The sequence below is a fragment of the Nocardia sp. NPDC004718 genome, from assembly GCF_053601535.1.
Genome location: NZ_JBSGCA010000001.1, coordinates 150,099 through 164,119 on the forward strand (window position 1 = coordinate 150,099; position 14,021 = coordinate 164,119).

At 69.5% G+C, this 14,021-nt stretch carries 16 protein-coding genes; 8 read left to right on the plus strand and 8 right to left on the minus strand.

Going from position 1 to position 14,021, the window contains the following annotated elements:
• Positions 1-130 precede the first annotated feature (130 nt).
• The 6 genes from ACWEH3_RS00835 (at position 131) to ACWEH3_RS00860 (ending at position 6,513) form a co-directional block, all read left to right on the plus strand.
• Positions 131-1,042: an SIS domain-containing protein gene (locus ACWEH3_RS00835; protein ID WP_450024229.1), complete on the plus strand. Its 912-nt coding sequence runs from the start codon at positions 131-133 to the stop codon at positions 1,040-1,042.
• A 283-nt stretch (positions 1,043-1,325) separates the two neighbouring features.
• Positions 1,326-2,273, plus strand: a complete 948-nt coding sequence (locus tag ACWEH3_RS00840) for an ROK family protein (RefSeq protein WP_450024231.1) — start codon at positions 1,326-1,328, stop codon at positions 2,271-2,273.
• Positions 2,274-2,376: 103 nt separating this feature from the next.
• A complete protein-coding gene (locus tag ACWEH3_RS00845) occupies positions 2,377-3,534 on the plus strand; it encodes an N-acetylglucosamine-6-phosphate deacetylase (protein ID WP_450024233.1) in 1,158 nt (385 codons plus the stop codon).
• The gene (locus tag ACWEH3_RS00850) at positions 3,531-4,484 is read left to right on the plus strand and encodes a hexose kinase (RefSeq protein ID WP_452358246.1); all 954 of its coding nucleotides are present in this window, start codon (positions 3,531-3,533) and stop codon (positions 4,482-4,484) included. The genes ACWEH3_RS00845 and ACWEH3_RS00850 overlap by 4 nt, the downstream gene beginning before the upstream one ends.
• Positions 4,485-4,720: 236 nt before the next feature.
• Positions 4,721-5,548 carry a class II fructose-bisphosphate aldolase gene (locus ACWEH3_RS00855; RefSeq protein WP_450024237.1) on the plus strand — a complete coding sequence of 276 codons (828 nt, stop codon included), beginning with the start codon at positions 4,721-4,723 and terminating at the stop codon, positions 5,546-5,548.
• A 149-nt stretch (positions 5,549-5,697) separates the two neighbouring features.
• The gene (locus ACWEH3_RS00860; RefSeq protein WP_450024239.1) at positions 5,698-6,513 is read left to right on the plus strand and encodes a DUF559 domain-containing protein; all 816 of its coding nucleotides are present in this window, start codon (positions 5,698-5,700) and stop codon (positions 6,511-6,513) included.
• A 237-nt stretch (positions 6,514-6,750) separates the two neighbouring features.
• Here the strand turns inward: ACWEH3_RS00860 and ACWEH3_RS00865 are convergent, their stop codons facing one another.
• Complete coding sequence (locus ACWEH3_RS00865; protein WP_450024241.1) at positions 6,751-6,951, minus strand: DUF397 domain-containing protein; 201 nt, start codon at positions 6,949-6,951, stop codon at positions 6,751-6,753.
• A 10-nt stretch (positions 6,952-6,961) separates the two neighbouring features.
• The gene (locus ACWEH3_RS00870) at positions 6,962-7,822 is read right to left on the minus strand and encodes a helix-turn-helix domain-containing protein (RefSeq protein ID WP_450024243.1); all 861 of its coding nucleotides are present in this window, start codon (positions 7,820-7,822) and stop codon (positions 6,962-6,964) included.
• Between the two features lie 184 nt (positions 7,823-8,006).
• Here ACWEH3_RS00870 and ACWEH3_RS00875 point away from each other — a divergent pair, with 184 nt between their 5' ends.
• Together ACWEH3_RS00875 and ACWEH3_RS00880 are read left to right on the plus strand one after the other, a co-directional pair.
• The gene (locus ACWEH3_RS00875) at positions 8,007-8,309 is read left to right on the plus strand and encodes a hypothetical protein (protein WP_450024245.1); all 303 of its coding nucleotides are present in this window, start codon (positions 8,007-8,009) and stop codon (positions 8,307-8,309) included.
• Positions 8,310-8,358: 49 nt separating this feature from the next.
• Positions 8,359-8,799 carry a DUF4254 domain-containing protein gene (locus tag ACWEH3_RS00880; protein ID WP_450024247.1) on the plus strand — a complete coding sequence of 147 codons (441 nt, stop codon included), beginning with the start codon at positions 8,359-8,361 and terminating at the stop codon, positions 8,797-8,799.
• Here the strand turns inward: ACWEH3_RS00880 and ACWEH3_RS00885 are convergent, their stop codons facing one another.
• From ACWEH3_RS00885 to ACWEH3_RS00910, 6 genes are all read right to left on the minus strand, one after another.
• A complete protein-coding gene (locus tag ACWEH3_RS00885) occupies positions 8,800-9,084 on the minus strand; it encodes a DUF3349 domain-containing protein (protein WP_355071768.1) in 285 nt (94 codons plus the stop codon).
• Positions 9,085-9,099: 15 nt separating this feature from the next.
• A complete protein-coding gene (locus tag ACWEH3_RS00890) occupies positions 9,100-9,435 on the minus strand; it encodes a DUF3349 domain-containing protein (RefSeq protein ID WP_397078811.1) in 336 nt (111 codons plus the stop codon).
• An 11-nt stretch (positions 9,436-9,446) separates the two neighbouring features.
• Entirely contained in the window at positions 9,447-9,725 is a 279-nt protein-coding gene (locus ACWEH3_RS00895; RefSeq protein ID WP_450024250.1) for a hypothetical protein, read from the minus strand.
• 11 nt (positions 9,726-9,736) lie between these two features.
• Positions 9,737-10,999 (minus strand): anion permease, encoded by a 1,263-nt coding sequence (locus ACWEH3_RS00900; RefSeq protein WP_450024252.1) that lies wholly within the window; start codon positions 10,997-10,999, stop codon positions 9,737-9,739.
• A gap of 90 nt (positions 11,000-11,089) precedes the next feature.
• The gene (locus ACWEH3_RS00905) at positions 11,090-12,343 is read right to left on the minus strand and encodes a lipase family protein (RefSeq protein ID WP_450024254.1); all 1,254 of its coding nucleotides are present in this window, start codon (positions 12,341-12,343) and stop codon (positions 11,090-11,092) included.
• A gap of 158 nt (positions 12,344-12,501) precedes the next feature.
• A complete protein-coding gene (locus tag ACWEH3_RS00910; protein ID WP_450024256.1) occupies positions 12,502-14,013 on the minus strand; it encodes an ATP-dependent DNA ligase in 1,512 nt (503 codons plus the stop codon).
• Positions 14,014-14,021: the final 8 nt, after the last annotated feature.

The window sequence follows — 14,021 nt, forward strand, 5'->3', positions numbered from 1 at the left end:
CGCCAGCGGAGCCGCCGATGATGGGAGGACACACCGTCCGTGCACCTCAATCTAGCCCGAAATGTGATCAGATGTGACTGTTTTAGACGGAAATTTGACATAAACGATCATCCAGAGTGAAGCTGGTGGCGTGCCTACGCCTGCCGACCCCACGCCGCAGCCGCATCTGGTCACCGAAGTGGCCACCCAGCCGGACGATTGGACGCACGCCGCCGCCGTCGCAGCGGAGCATCGCGCCGTGCTGCCGAAACCGGGCGAGCGGGTCGCGGTGATCGGTTGCGGCACGTCGTATTTCATGGCGCGCGCCATCGCGGCACTGCGCGAGGGCGCGGGTCATGGCCTCACCGACGCCTGGCCCGCCAGCGCGGTCCGTGCTCGCGAGTACGACCGCTACCTGGTGATCTGCCGCTCCGGCACCACCACCGAAGTGGTGCGCGCGATGCGGGACATCCCGGCGCACGTCCCTCGGACGGTGATCTGCTCCAGTCCCGGCACGCCCGTCCTCGAACTGGGCGCCCCGATCCTCATCGACCAGGTCGACGAGCGGTCGGTGGTGCAGACCCGCTTCGCGACGACCACCCTCGCCATCCTGCGCAACCACCTCGGCGAAGACCTCACCTCGGTGATCGCCCGAGCGCGCGCGGTGCTCGCCGAGGATCCCGCCGAGTCGCTGGCCGCGGTGCGCCACGCCGAGCAGATCAGTTTCGTCGGTATGGGATTCGCGGCGGCCATCGCCGAGGAGGCGGCGCTCAAGCTGCGCGAATCCTGCCAGTCCTGGACGGAGGCGTATCCGGCGACGGAGTATCGCCACGGTCCGATCGCCATCTCGGCGCCCGGCCGGGCGGTCTGGGCGTTCGGCCCACTCGAGCCGGGCTTCCCCGACGACGTCGCCGCCACCGGCGCCCACCTGGAGCATCGCGACATCGACCCGATGGCGGACCTGGTCCGAGTGCATCGGCTCTGCCTCCTGCGTTCCGCCGACCTGGGATTGGACCCCGACCACCCGCGCGGCCTGAATCGCTCGGTGGTTTTGAAGTCGTGACCGAGGGCCTGCGGTGAGCATTCGCCGTACCGCGCCGGGTACGGACGGCATCGTCGCGCCCGCAGCCACACCGTCGGCCTCGAGTCGACTCGAACTCGTGACATCACCACAGGCCGCATGCGCACCGTCGCGGGAGCCACCACGAACTACTGTGCCGAGGATGGGAACCGAGCAGCCGTGTGCGCCGACTGGTGCGTCCGTGTCCGGATCGCGCGGCGCGGTGACGGACTGCGCATGCCCCGGCGACCGGCCTACCGCGCGGCGAGGTTCGGCCGGGCAGCCGATGGACATACTCGGCGCAGCGGCGCGGGCGCTGCCGGATGACGCGCTCGTGCTCGGCATGGATGTCGGCGGCACCACGATCAAAGGCGAGATCACCGACGCGGGGGGCACTGCGCTGGCCGTGGGCACCGTGGCTACACCGCATGGTCCGGCCGCGTTCGATGCCATGGGCGAGCTGGGCGATCGGTTGCTCGGGGGACTCCCGGAATCCGACCGCCGCCGGGTACGTCGCGCCGCCGTCGTGCTGCCCGGCATCGTCGACACCGCCCGATCGGTCGCCGTCTTCAGCAGCAACGTCGGCTGGCGGGACGTGCACGTGGGCGACCGCTTCCCCGCGCGCTGGGGTGTACCGACGCTGATCGAACACGATGTCGCCGTGGCCGGTTGGGCGGAATGGCGGTACGGCGCGGGGCAGGGACACGAGAATGTGTGCGTCGTCATTCTCGGCACCGGTATCTCGGGCACGTTGTCGGTCGGCGGGAGGCTGGTACGCAGCAGCTACGGCCAGGTCGGCGAGTACGGGCACGTGCCGGTGCGGCGCGCGGGCGGATTGCCCTGCCCCTGCGGCAATACCGGATGCGTCGAGACGGTCGCCTCGGGCGCGGCCATCGCGCGGGCCTACACCCGGCGCACCGGACGCGAGACCGGTGGCGCGGCGGAAGTTTTCGCACTCATGTCCACCGACCCCGACGCCGCCGCCGTCGTGGCGGACGCGGTCGACGCGCTCGCCGACGGTCTGGTCGGCATCGTCCACGCGGCCTGCCCCGAACTCGTCGTCCTCGGCGGCGGGCTCGCCGGAGCGGGCGCGGCGCTCACCGACCCACTGCACCGCGCCCTGTCCGGCCGGCTCCGCCTGGTCCCCGCTCCCCGAGTCGTCCTCGGCCGGTTCGGCGCACGCGCGGGGCTGGCAGGCGCCGCCCTCTTCGCCCGCCACGGAGCGTTGACATGACGCCACCCGCGCAGCCGACGAACCGAGGCGCACCACAAGCTTCAGCCAGCACAGTGGACATCCCTATCCGTCAGCCGGTCCGCGCGAGCCGAGGGGCACTCGAATGACAGCACACACCCAGCTCATCCGGGGGCGCATCGTCTCGGCGAGCGTCACGGTGGACGACGGCGTAGTGATGGTGTCCGGGGATCGGATCGACGCGGTGCGGTCGTTCGCACAGTGGCGCGCGACGCATCGCGATTTACCTGAGCCGCCATTTTCGGGAACCGTGCTGCCGGGGCTTGTGGACATTCACAATCACGGCGGATTCGGGTACCGGTTCGATACCGTGCGCGGTGAGCAGGCCCGCGCGGCGGCGCAATCGCACCATGCGCGCGGCTCGACCACCGTCGTGGCGAGCGTGGTCACCGGCCCCGCCGCGGAAATGGTGGCTCAGACCGCCACCTTGCGCGAACTCGCCGAGGAAGGCGTGCTCGGCGGTATCCACGTCGAGGGGCCGTTCCTGTCCGAGGCGCGCCGCGGGGCGCAGGACCCGCGATATCTGTGCGACCCCGATCCCGGGCTGACCGACCGGCTGCTGGACGCGGGTGGCGCGCACCTGCGCGCGATGACGCTCGCGCCGGAACGTCCCGGCTACGCGGCCGTCGCGCGGCGGCTGACCGACAACGGCGTGGTGGTCGCGCTCGGCCACACCGACACCGACTACGCGTCATTCCGGAATGCGCTGGCTCCCAGAGGATCAGGAAGCCTCGTGACGCACTTGGCGAACGGCATGCCACCGCTGCATCACCGGAACCCTGGCCCGGTCGCCGCGGCGCTGGCGGCCGCCGCGGGCGGTGCCGTGACCGTGGAGCTGATCGGCGACGGCGTGCACGTGGATCCGGGCTTCGCCGCGCTGGTGTTCGCGACCGCGCCGGGGCGAGTCGCGCTGGTCACCGATGCCATGCAGGCCGCGGGGCTCGGCGACGGCGAGTACCAGCTCGGTCCGCAGCCGGTGACGGTCCGTGCCGGCGTGGCGCGCATCGCCGACGGGTCGATCGCGGGCGGCGTCAGCACCCTGCTGGAATGCGTCGCGTGGGCCGTGCGCGACTCCGGCGTCCCGCTGCGCGCGGCGGTCCTGGCGGCCACCTCGGTTCCGGCCGCCGCACTCGGGCTCGCCGACGTCGGTGACCTGCGGCCCGGCTATTTCGCCGACATATTGACAGTCCGTGACAATCTCCACTTGCGTGGGGTGCTCAGACGTGGACAGTGGTTGAAGTGATCCTCACCGTGACAATGAATCCCGCGTACGACATGACCTATCGCGTCGAACGCTTCGAACGCGGGCAGGCCCACCGGGTCCGGTCGGTGGAGCAGCGCATCGGCGGCAAGGGCATCAACGTGACCCGGGTGCTGAATCAGCTCGGCAAGTACGCCAGGGCCACCGGATTCTCCGACCACGCCTTCGCGGCCGCCGCCGAATTGGAGATGCCGGTCGACTTCGTGCACGCGCTGCCATGGGTGCGCCGCACAGTGGTGATCAGCGAATCCGAGGACGGCACGGCCACCGCGCTCTGGGAGCCGGGTGCGCGCGTCTCCAATCCGCACGCCGCCGAACAGTTGTCGGTCCGGGTGGCGGGACTGCTCCCGGAAATCGCCGGATTGGTCATCTCCGGGTCGCTGCCCGGCGGCATCGAACCCTCCCTGCCCGCCGAGATCGCCCGCACCGCCATCGCGGCCGACGTGCCCACCATCTGCGACGTCGACGGCGAAGCGCTGCGCTTGGCCGCCCAGGTGCCCGGCATCGTGCTCACTCCGGACGAGACCGAATTACAGCGCCTCATCGGCACCCGGCCGACGACCGCCGACGACATCGTCATCGCCGCGAAGCCGCTGATCGACAACGGAGTGCGCGCCCTGATCGCGACCCGCGGTCCCGAGGGGATCGTCGCGGTGACCGCCGACGGCGCGTGGACCGGGGCGCTCGCCGAACCGCTCGCCGGAAACCCCACCGGCGCGGGCGATGCCGCGGTGGCGGCGGTGATCGCCGCCCTTTCCACCGAATCGCGCCCGGACTGGGCCGCCCTGCTCGCCGACGTGGTCGCGACCTCCGCGGCCGCCGTGGTGGTTCCGGTGGCCGGTGAGATCGACCGCTCCCTGCGCACCCGCCTCACCCCGACCATCCACGTTCGGGAACTGGACATCTCCACACCGCAGAAGACTTCTCCATGACCGCCGAACCGGTTCGCCGCTGCCCGCGAACGTGCGGAATGCTCCCGCGAGCCGGGCGATCCCGCCACCCTGGTCGCTTACGCGGCTCGCATGGCGAACCACATGCCGCGTTCCCCCGCCGACGACCTCGGCATGCGGCGAGCCGGCCAGGGACGCACAAGCCGGTCCACAACGCATCCGGTCGCGCCTCCGCCGCGAATCCTTTACACCGCTCGCCCTTTCGAAAGCACGCAACCATGCCGCTGACCTCGATACCGGATCTGATCGCCGCGGCCCGCCCCGGCGGACTCGGCGCCTTCAACGTGATAACCCTCGAGCATGCCGAGGCGATCGCGGCCGCGGCGGAATCGGCGAAAAAACCGGTGGTGCTGCAACTGTCGGAGAACACCGCGCGCCATTACCGCGGCATCGCCCCACTGGCACTGGCCTGCCTGCGCATCGCCGCCGACAGCGAGGCCGCGATCGCGGTGCATCTCGACCACGCCACCAGCACCGAATTGATCCATGCCGCCGTCGATCTCGGCATCCGCTCGGTGATGTACGACGGCTCGGCCCTCGACTACGCCGACAACCGCGCCGCCACCGCCGCGATCACCGCTTGGTGCCATGAGCGCGGCGTGCACATCGAAGCCGAGCTCGGCGAGGTGGGCGGCAAGGACGGCGCCCACGCGCCCGGCGCACGCACCGATCCCGACGAGGCGGTCGAATTCGTGAGCGCTACCGGCGTCGACGCACTCGCGGTCGCCGTCGGCTCCTCGCACGCCATGCACACCCGCACCGCCGAACTCGACAACGACCTCATCGCCCACTTGGCCGCGAAGGTCCCGGTCCCCCTGGTGCTACACGGCTCATCCGGCGTCCCCGATCACGGCCTGCGCGCCGCCGTCGAACACGGCATGACGAAGATCAACATCGCCACCCGCCTCAACATCCGGATGACCGCCGCCATCCGCGCCCGCCTAGCCGCAACCCCCGACCTCTCCGACCCACGCGAATACCTCACCCCCGCCCGCACCGCCATCCAGTCCGAAGTAGAACACTTCCTCCACCTCCTCGCCGGTTGACCGCCACGAGTGGCACACCATCGAGAGGCCTTCTCGCGTTTTGCCGCAGCCATGTACCACTCGTGAGATTTGTCGGGGGTGGTGGGGAGGATGGGGGTATGGGGGAGATCGGGGAGGTTTTTCCGGGGAGTTGGGCGGTACGAGCGGGGGTGGTAAGCGCTTGGGAGTTGCGGAAGGACTTCGAGCGTGTGCTTCCGGATGTTTATGTCCGCAAGGGGATTCGGCTGGATGCACGGGGGCGCGCTCAGGCGGTCGCGCATTGGGTCGAGGGCACCGGGATTCTGGTCGGGTTCTCCGCGGCGGCTATGCATGGGACGCAGTGGCTGGACGACAAGCCCGCCGAGATCGCGCTGTCGACCCGTGCCCGGCCGCCACGGCACGTGCTGGTCTATCGGGACGCCATACCGGCGGACGAAGTATGCGGCGTCGGCGGATTCCGGTGCACCACACCAGCGCGGACCGCGTTCGACCTGGCCCGACGCCTCGACTTCGGCGAGGCGGTCGAAGTCGTCGACGCCCTCTGCAACGCGACCCGGCTGACCACCGCGGACATCGAGCGGCTGGCCGAACGGCACCCGCGCGCACGCGGCGCCACGAGCTTGCGCCGAGTTCTGCCCTACATCGACGGCGGCGCCGAGTCCATCCAGGAGACGCGTACGCGCTTGCTGCTGCGGCAAGCAGGACTGCCCGCGCCGGAAACCCAGATCCGTATCCATGGCCCGGACGGAATGACCCTCGCACGCCTCGACATGGGCTGGCGCAAATGGCGAGTCGCCGTCGAATACGACGGAGCCCACCACTGGACCGACCGCGACCAGCGCACCTGGGACATCGACCGCAGCGCCGTCCTGGAATCCCTCGGCTGGACCCTCATCCGAGTAAGCGCCGCCCTCCTGACCCACCGCCCCCGCACCATCACCACCCGGGCCCTGGACGCCCTCCGCCGGCACGGCGCCGACATCTGACGAGTGGCACACCATCGAGAGTCCTTCTCGCGTTTTGCCGCAGCCATGTACCACTCGTGGACCTGAGCGGCCGGCGACGCATGCGAGGGGGCTGCGCCGCCGGCCGGTTCCAGTGGTGGGCAGGGCAGTTGCCCACCGGTGAAGCTGTCGATGGATCGCTTCGCATCGACGGGAACACTCTTCCGGATGGAGCTGTGTTATGGGTGTCGTGAAGCTGAGAGTCTGCTGGGAGACGTGTCAGGTGAGGTCGGCGGTGCGGATCGCGGAGGTGAATCCCGCCCACTGGGTCGGCGTGAACGCCAGCGTGGGCGATGCGTCCGATCGACCCTCGAACTTGCTGTCCCGAACCAGGACCCGACCACCGTCGAAACACACTTCGACACAGGCGGTGCTGTCGTTCGAATGTGATGACTTGAACCAGCAGCCCGCGCTCCCCATACCGATCACGCTACAACGCGGCGAGTCTGCGTTCGATCAACGTTATGGACTCGTTCTGCGAGAGGGCGTGCTCGGCGAGAGTGGTGGCGAACATGGTCGCGAGGTGGCGCACCGGTTCGCTCTCCTCGATCACCCCGAGATGGATCAGCGTCTCGGTCCACGCCACGTCGGGTAGGAGTGCATTCTCGAACCCGAGGAGGTGGAACGACGCACCGCTGAGCAGCACACCGCCCGGCGCGTCGAAGGGTATGACACGAATGTCGATCGTGTCCGCATGCGTCTCGGTAATCGATAGCAAGTGGCGTAACTGGCCTTCCAAGACAGTCTGGCCTCCGGTGCGCTGAGTCAGCGCGGCCTCGTTGACGATCGCGGTGACCTGCAGCGGCTCTGATTCGGTAAGTCGTTTCTGGCGCCGCAGGCGGACCTCTACCCAGCGATCGATTTCCACTTGCCGAATCCGCGCGCGGTCGTTGGCGATCACCGCCCGCGCGTAGTCCTCTGTTTGCAGCAGACCTGGGACCAAGATGCTCGTGTAAGTCCGAATGCTCTGCGCCCCGTGCTCCAACCCATAAAGGCGGATCACCTCGTCCGACAACAACTCCGCGTACTCCGACCACCAGCCGCGTCGCTTCGCGATGTCGCGGAGCCGCAACATCTCCGCACGTTCGTCCTGGTCGAATTCGAGCAAGCTCATCAACTTTCGCAGCTTGTCCTCGGCCAGGACGCGTTCTTTCTCCACCTTCGACCAATACGACAACGTGAACCCGAGTTCCTTGGCGATGACGGACGCGGAGACGTCGAACTCGGTGCGGCGGCGCTTGATCCGGAGCATGAGCTCCCAGCGCGCCACCGTGGGCGAGAGTGGTGCCATCGTCCGATGCGTCCTTCCGGCTCCGGCTGTTCGTGCAGATGACCGTACCCGGATCCACAGGCGGCCGAGTTTGTCAAATTGACTGGTCAACTTGACCTCTCGCCACTGTGGCGCCTACGCTTCTTGTGTTGCGCATCACAGCGGGGGCTTTCGGCAGCACCCGCTTCGGCGGGGAGGGGTTCTGATGTCCGTGCACGTCGTCGACCGCACGTGGATCGTGAGTGATCGGACGCCGCATCAGGCGCGGCGGGTCAGCGACGACGCGTGGGTGGTGTCCTATCTGCGTGGCCGGATGGTGAACACCGAGCAGGCGACGGCGGCTATCCAAGCGGCGGAGATGGTTTCGCTGACGGAGGAGTTGGTGCGCCCCGTCGGGCTCACCGCGCTGGAAGCGGTCGGCCTCGTCGTCCTCGAATCGCCATGGGACACCGCGCCGTTGCGCACTCGGTTCCGATTGCCGCGTCCGGGCGGGCGGCATCGCCGATGATCCTTCACGTGACGCCCGGCGCGAAAATTCGATCCAGGGGGTTGACGCAGTGGAACCGCTGCCCACCAAAGAGCTCGTCCTGAAGGCTTGCCGCATAGCGCCGCATCGCGCCCACCCAGTCCTGGAGTCGGCTCACCTACTCGCGGGATTACATCAGCGCCGCCTGCGCTGTGCACCGGGCGGGACGAACGATATCGACCGGCATCGCGCCCGCCTCGTGCTCGTCATCGACCGCTGGGTCGCCACCGAGACGTCACCTCCGCACGGCGGCGCACACATGCACACCGAAACCGTGGGCATGGTGGTCGATCGGCTCGCGCAGTTCTCCGCCAGCGCGTACGACATCCTCTCCGGCGCGCCGGAATGGGCCGTGCACAACGCCTGGGAGCGCCTCGCCGAACTGGCGCTGGGCTATGAAGATCTCGCCTACGAGGTCGCGGCGGGCGTGCGCCGCCTCCCCTATCTCAGCGGCCCGCGCGAACACCGGTGATCAGTCCTCGCCCGGCCACGCATTGGCCTCGACCCGTGCGCGCACCCGCGCCACATCGGCTTCGGACGGCATGTCGTTGGTGATCTTGGTGATCATCACCTGGATGTCGGTCTGGTCGATGTCCGCGCCGCCGGAACCCGCCAGCTCGGCGGCGATCCGGGCCACCTCCGCGTCGGACAGACGGCGGCGCAGCAGGGCGAGCAGCGGGATGTAGTCGGCTTCCGGGACCCCGTCCGGGTATCCCACCCGCAGCCAGCTGATGATCGCGTGCAGGAAGGGAGGCATCGGCGGCGGCTCGGGTCAGTCGGAATCGGCGGGCGGATCGGCCAGCGGCCAGCCGCCGGCGGCCAGATGGGACGCGACGCGAGCCACGTCATGCTCGTCCGGCTGCTCCTTGGCGAGCCGCGCGATGGCCTCCTCGATCTCGGTGTGCGTGATCTCGCTGCCCGAGTTCGAAGCGACCAGTTCCTCGGCGATCGCGACCACCTCATAGTCGGTGAGGTGCCGGTGCAGCACGGCGAACAAGGCCACGTAGTCCGACTGCGGCACGCCCTGCGGGTAGCCCGCGCGCAGCCAGCCCACGACTTTGCCGAGCAGTTTCGGCCGAACCGGGACTGGTTTCACTGGATCGGTCACGCTGGCACTCCTTACGCCTGCCCGAACAGATGGATGCCGAATTTGGCCGCAAGGAACGCCTTCGCCGTGTACAGGATGCCGGTGACGATCGCCACGACGACCAGCACGAAGCACGCAAGCGCGACCGCGAGGGCCGGATAGTTACGCCGCACCGTGCCCGCGTCGGCGGTCGCGGTCATCGACCAGAACCGCACCCCGATCGCGAAGACCATCGGTAGCCCGGCGCCCAGCACCAGCCCGGCCACGATGACTTTCCACAGGGCGCTCAGATTGGTGACGAGAGTGTGCACGCCTGGTCCTCCTACACCTGGGCGGAGCGGTTCGAGTCCGCCGACGTGGTCCGGCCGCCCGTTGGCGGCACGGCCCGATCGCTTGTGGGCGGCGCGGCCTGACCGTCCGTGACCGGCGTGACCGCGGACGGGTCGGTCCCCTCGCCCGGCCACTCGTTGACGTTGCCGGTGTGCACCGGATCGCGCCGCGACCGCAGGTACATCAGCGTCGACAACCCGACCAGCAGGGCGAAGACCACCAGCACCCCGGCCAGTCCGCCGATGACGTGGGCGATGCCCCAGCAGATCGCCCCGGCTACCGCCGCCAGCGGCAACGTGAGCAGCCATGCGACCACCATGCGCCCCATCACGGCCCAGCGCACCTCGGCGCCCTTGCCCAGGCCGGTGCCGAGGATGGAGCCGGTCGCGGTCTGCGTGGTGGACAGCGGCAACCCGAAGTGAGCCGAGGTCAGGATGATCGCGGCCGAGGCGGATTCCGCCGCGAGCCCCTGCGGCGAGTCGATCTCGACCAAGCCCTTGCCCAGCGTCCGGATGATCCGCCAGCCGCCGAGGTAGGTGCCCGCCGCGATGGCGAGGGCGCACGCGGCCATCACCCACAGCGGCAGGTCGTCGTCCTTGGTGAGCGTCCCGTGCGCCACGAGCGCGAGGAAGATCACGCCCATCGTCTTCTGCGCGTCGTTCGTGCCGTGCGCGAGCGAGACCAGCGAGGCGGAGCCGATCTGGCCCCAGCGGAATCCCTCGGTGACCTTGTCCTCCTCGGCGTCACGCGTGATCCGGTACACCAGCCACGTGCCGATCGCCGAGATCAGCGCGGCGACGATGGGCGCGAGCACCGCGGGCAGGATGATCTTGGTGACCACGCCGTCCGACCCGGATGCCCAGATCACCCCGCTCCAGCCGAGCGCGGCCAGCGTCGCCCCGATCAGACCGCCGAACAGCGCGTGCGACGAACTCGACGGCAGGCCGAACAGCCAGGTGAGCAGATTCCACAGGATTCCGCCGACGAGGCCGGCGAACACGATGACGATCAGGTCCTGGCCTGCGACGGCGTCGAGTCGCACGATGCCCTTCGCCACGGTGGCGGCGACGGCCACCGACAGGAACGCGCCGACCAGGTTCAGCGCCGCCGAGAGCGCGACCGCCACCCGCGGCCGGAGCGCGCCGGTGGCGATCGAGGTCGCCATCGCGTTGGCGGTGTCGTGGAAGCCGTTGGTGAAATCGAATGCGAGCGCCGTGACGATGACGATCAGGAGAACCAGTAATTCGACGGTCACGCCTCCAGTGTGCTGCACCCCCGGACGGCACAGTCATGCCGGTTACCGGAACTTCGTCCGGCCTCCGTGCACTAGTCTGATCCGTCCTGGTCAGCCCGCCCGGGTGCAGTGTGAGGCGAGGGGCCGACCGGCGAACCGGTCATCGATCCACGAGTTGGCGCCGGGGATGCCGCTGAGTCCGACGAGGAAGTGCTCGCCGAAATGGACCTGGAAATCCACCTGCGTTCCGGCGCCACACCAGTCCGCGTAGAGCTTCTCCGCGCCCGCCAGCGGCACCCACGGATCGTGCGTGGCGTGATACAGGAACACCGGCACCGTCGGCGCGCTCGCACCCAGCCGATTGGCGGCCAGGATCTCCCTGACCATCGGCAGCTCGGTGGGCGCGGCGGCATGGGTGAGCGCCTGCACCGGAATAGGCGCCACGGCACCGCCGAACTCCTCCGCGGTCATGCACAGGTCCTTGCCGACCTGAGCCAGCCGCCAGCCGTCGTCGTTCATCAGGCCGAGCAACTCGGGGTACTCCCGCGCCAGTCCGAGGGTGGCGGCCAGGAAGACTCCGGACGCGGCGTTGCGTCCGTTCATGGTCGAAAGCAGCATGTCGAAGTCGGCGGGAACACCGCCGAACGCCGCACCCACCAGATTCAGCTCGGGCGCGTATCGCGGGGCCAGTTGTGCGGCCCATCCGCTCGCGATGGCGCCGCCGGAGTATCCGGTGACCACCGTCGGCGCTTCCGGTCGCAGCCCGAACTCCGGCGTGTTCACCACGGCCCGGATCGAGTCGAGCACCGCGTGCCCGGCCATCAGTCCCGCCGCGTACGCCTGCCGCGGGCCCTGATGGTCGGGCACGAGCACGGCGTAGCCCTTGGACAGCGGAATCTGGGCGGCCCAGAACTCGGCTGTCGGCTCGTTCCTGAGTTTGTAGGACGGTGCGCACCGATGCCCGAGCGAGTCGATCGCGGCATTGAACGACAGCACCGGACGCGGCCCCGGTCCGGTCCACGGGGCCTGCGGCACGAGCAATGTCGCGACCACGGGCACCGGCTGGTCCTTCGAATCGGTGGACCGGATCAACAGTTCGGTCGACCGCAACGGGAACGCGGTCAGGCCCGTTCCGCCCGCACGGGACGCGATAATCGCTCCCGGTGGCAGGCTCTCGAAGCCCGGCGGCGGCGTGTAGAAGGGATCATCCAGCGGCGTGGGCAGGATTCCCGGATACTCGCGCGACGGCGTGAGGAACTGCTCGATCGGATTCGCCCGCACGGGCGTACCGACCGCACTCACCGCCAAGGCGCCCAGCAGTGCCGCCAACAGCAGGACATACCGTCCGCACAGCGATTTCCGCATCATCCCACCCGCCCGCCGATTCCTTGTCCGGAAGCACGAACCGGCCGGACCACTGCGTCGTGGGGGCCATCCGGAACCTTGCGCTGCCCATACTTACAGTGGCTCGACGTGCTCCCGCGCCCGACACGCGCCCGGCGCGGGAGCGACCGCGCTTCACATCACGGCAGTAGTGCCCGAATGGTATCGATGGTGTCCGCGTCGGCGGGTTCTTTGTCGGGGCGATACCGAACCACACGAGCGAAACGCAGAGCGACACCGCCGGGATAGCGGGGACTGACCTGCACGCCGTCCAGCGCGATCTCGACGACGAGTTCCGGCCACAGATACACGGTGTGCTGATCGCGCGAGCGCTCGTGGCGGGGGAATTCGTCGGTCTGCCACCGCAACAGCGCGTCGGTGAGTCCTTTGAACGTCTTGCCCACCATGACCGGCTCGCCGCCCTCCGGGTCGCGCGCGCCGAGATGCAGGTTCGACAGATAGCCCGTGCGGCGGCCGTAGCCCCATTCCGCGCCGAGCACGACCAGGTCGAGGGTGTGCGTCGGCTTGATCTTCTGCCAGGCCCGGCCCCGCCTGCCCGCCGCGTACGGCGCGGTCAAGGACTTGACCATGACGCCCTCGTGCCCCGCGGCCAGCGCGGCGTCGAGGTATTCCGCGGCCGCATCGGCATCCGGCCGCAGCAGCGCGGGAATGGTGTGCTCGGCGGCCACCTTCGTCAGCGCGGCGCGCCGCTCGGACAGCGGAGCGTCGAGCAGGTCCTGCCCGTCCAGGTGCAGACAGTCGAAGAAGTACGGATGCAGCAGCAGCTCCCTGGTGGAGCTCACCTCGGCGAACCGGCTCATGGTCTCCTGGAACGGACGCGGCCGTCCGGCGTCGGTGAGCGCCAGCGTCTCCCCGTCCAGCACGACGCTCGTGCAGTCCAGGCCCGCGACCAGCTCGACGAGTTCCGGGACGCCCGCGGTGATCTCGCGCAGCGTCCTGGTGAAGATCCGGACCCGGTCGCCGTCCCGGTGCACCTGGATGCGCGCGCCGTCCAGTTTGTGCTCGACGCTCACCTCGCCCTGGAACTCGAGCAGCGCCTCGTCCAGCGTCGCACCGGGCGAGGCGAGCATGGGCTGGATCGGACGGCCGACTTCGAGCCGGAACTCCGCTAGCGCCGCGGCGCCGCCGGTGAGCGCCGCGACGGCGGTGACCGGCAGGCGGCCCGACAACATGTATGCCCGGCGCACCGCATCGGGCGGCACGTCCGCGGCGACCGCCACGGCTTCGGCGACCAGGGCGGTGAGGGCTCCTTGTCGCAGCTCCCCGGTGAGCAGGCGCACCAGGAAGCCCTGCTCGTTCGCCGTCGCCGCGGACCACAGCGCCGCGAGCAGCTCCTTGCGCCTGGCCGCGGAACCGGGGCCAGAGACAACGGCCAGCTCGCTGAGCGCCGCGTGCACCGCCGACACGGTCAGCGTGGGCGCCGGCGCGGGCGCGTGGTCGAGCGTGGTGAGCGTGCGCCACCCCGTACCGATCCGCCCCTGTGCCAGTTCGCCGGACGCCCAGGCGACCACGGGCACGAGCTCCTCCGGCGCGGCCGCGGTCAGCAGCGCGGCGAGCGTCGCGATCTTCTTCTTGCGTGACCTGGTCGCCCGCACGGTCTCCGAGGCCAGCACGACATCCGAGAACAACACCCTGCCGA

Coding starts and splice junctions, on each gene's coding strand:
- ACWEH3_RS00840 (WP_450024231.1), top strand. CDS start 1,326: ATGGACATACTCGGCGCAGCGGCGCGGGCGCTGCCGGATGACGCGCTC.
- ACWEH3_RS00845 (WP_450024233.1), top strand. CDS start 2,377: ATGACAGCACACACCCAGCTCATCCGGGGGCGCATCGTCTCGGCGAGC.
- ACWEH3_RS00855 (WP_450024237.1), top strand. CDS start 4,721: ATGCCGCTGACCTCGATACCGGATCTGATCGCCGCGGCCCGCCCCGGC.
- ACWEH3_RS00865 (WP_450024241.1), bottom strand. CDS start 6,951: ATGGGGAGCGCGGGCTGCTGGTTCAAGTCATCACATTCGAACGACAGC.
- ACWEH3_RS00870 (WP_450024243.1), bottom strand. CDS start 7,822: ATGGCACCACTCTCGCCCACGGTGGCGCGCTGGGAGCTCATGCTCCGG.
- ACWEH3_RS00875 (WP_450024245.1), top strand. CDS start 8,007: ATGTCCGTGCACGTCGTCGACCGCACGTGGATCGTGAGTGATCGGACG.
- ACWEH3_RS00885 (WP_355071768.1), bottom strand. CDS start 9,084: ATGCCTCCCTTCCTGCACGCGATCATCAGCTGGCTGCGGGTGGGATAC.
- ACWEH3_RS00905 (WP_450024254.1), bottom strand. CDS start 12,343: ATGCGGAAATCGCTGTGCGGACGGTATGTCCTGCTGTTGGCGGCACTG.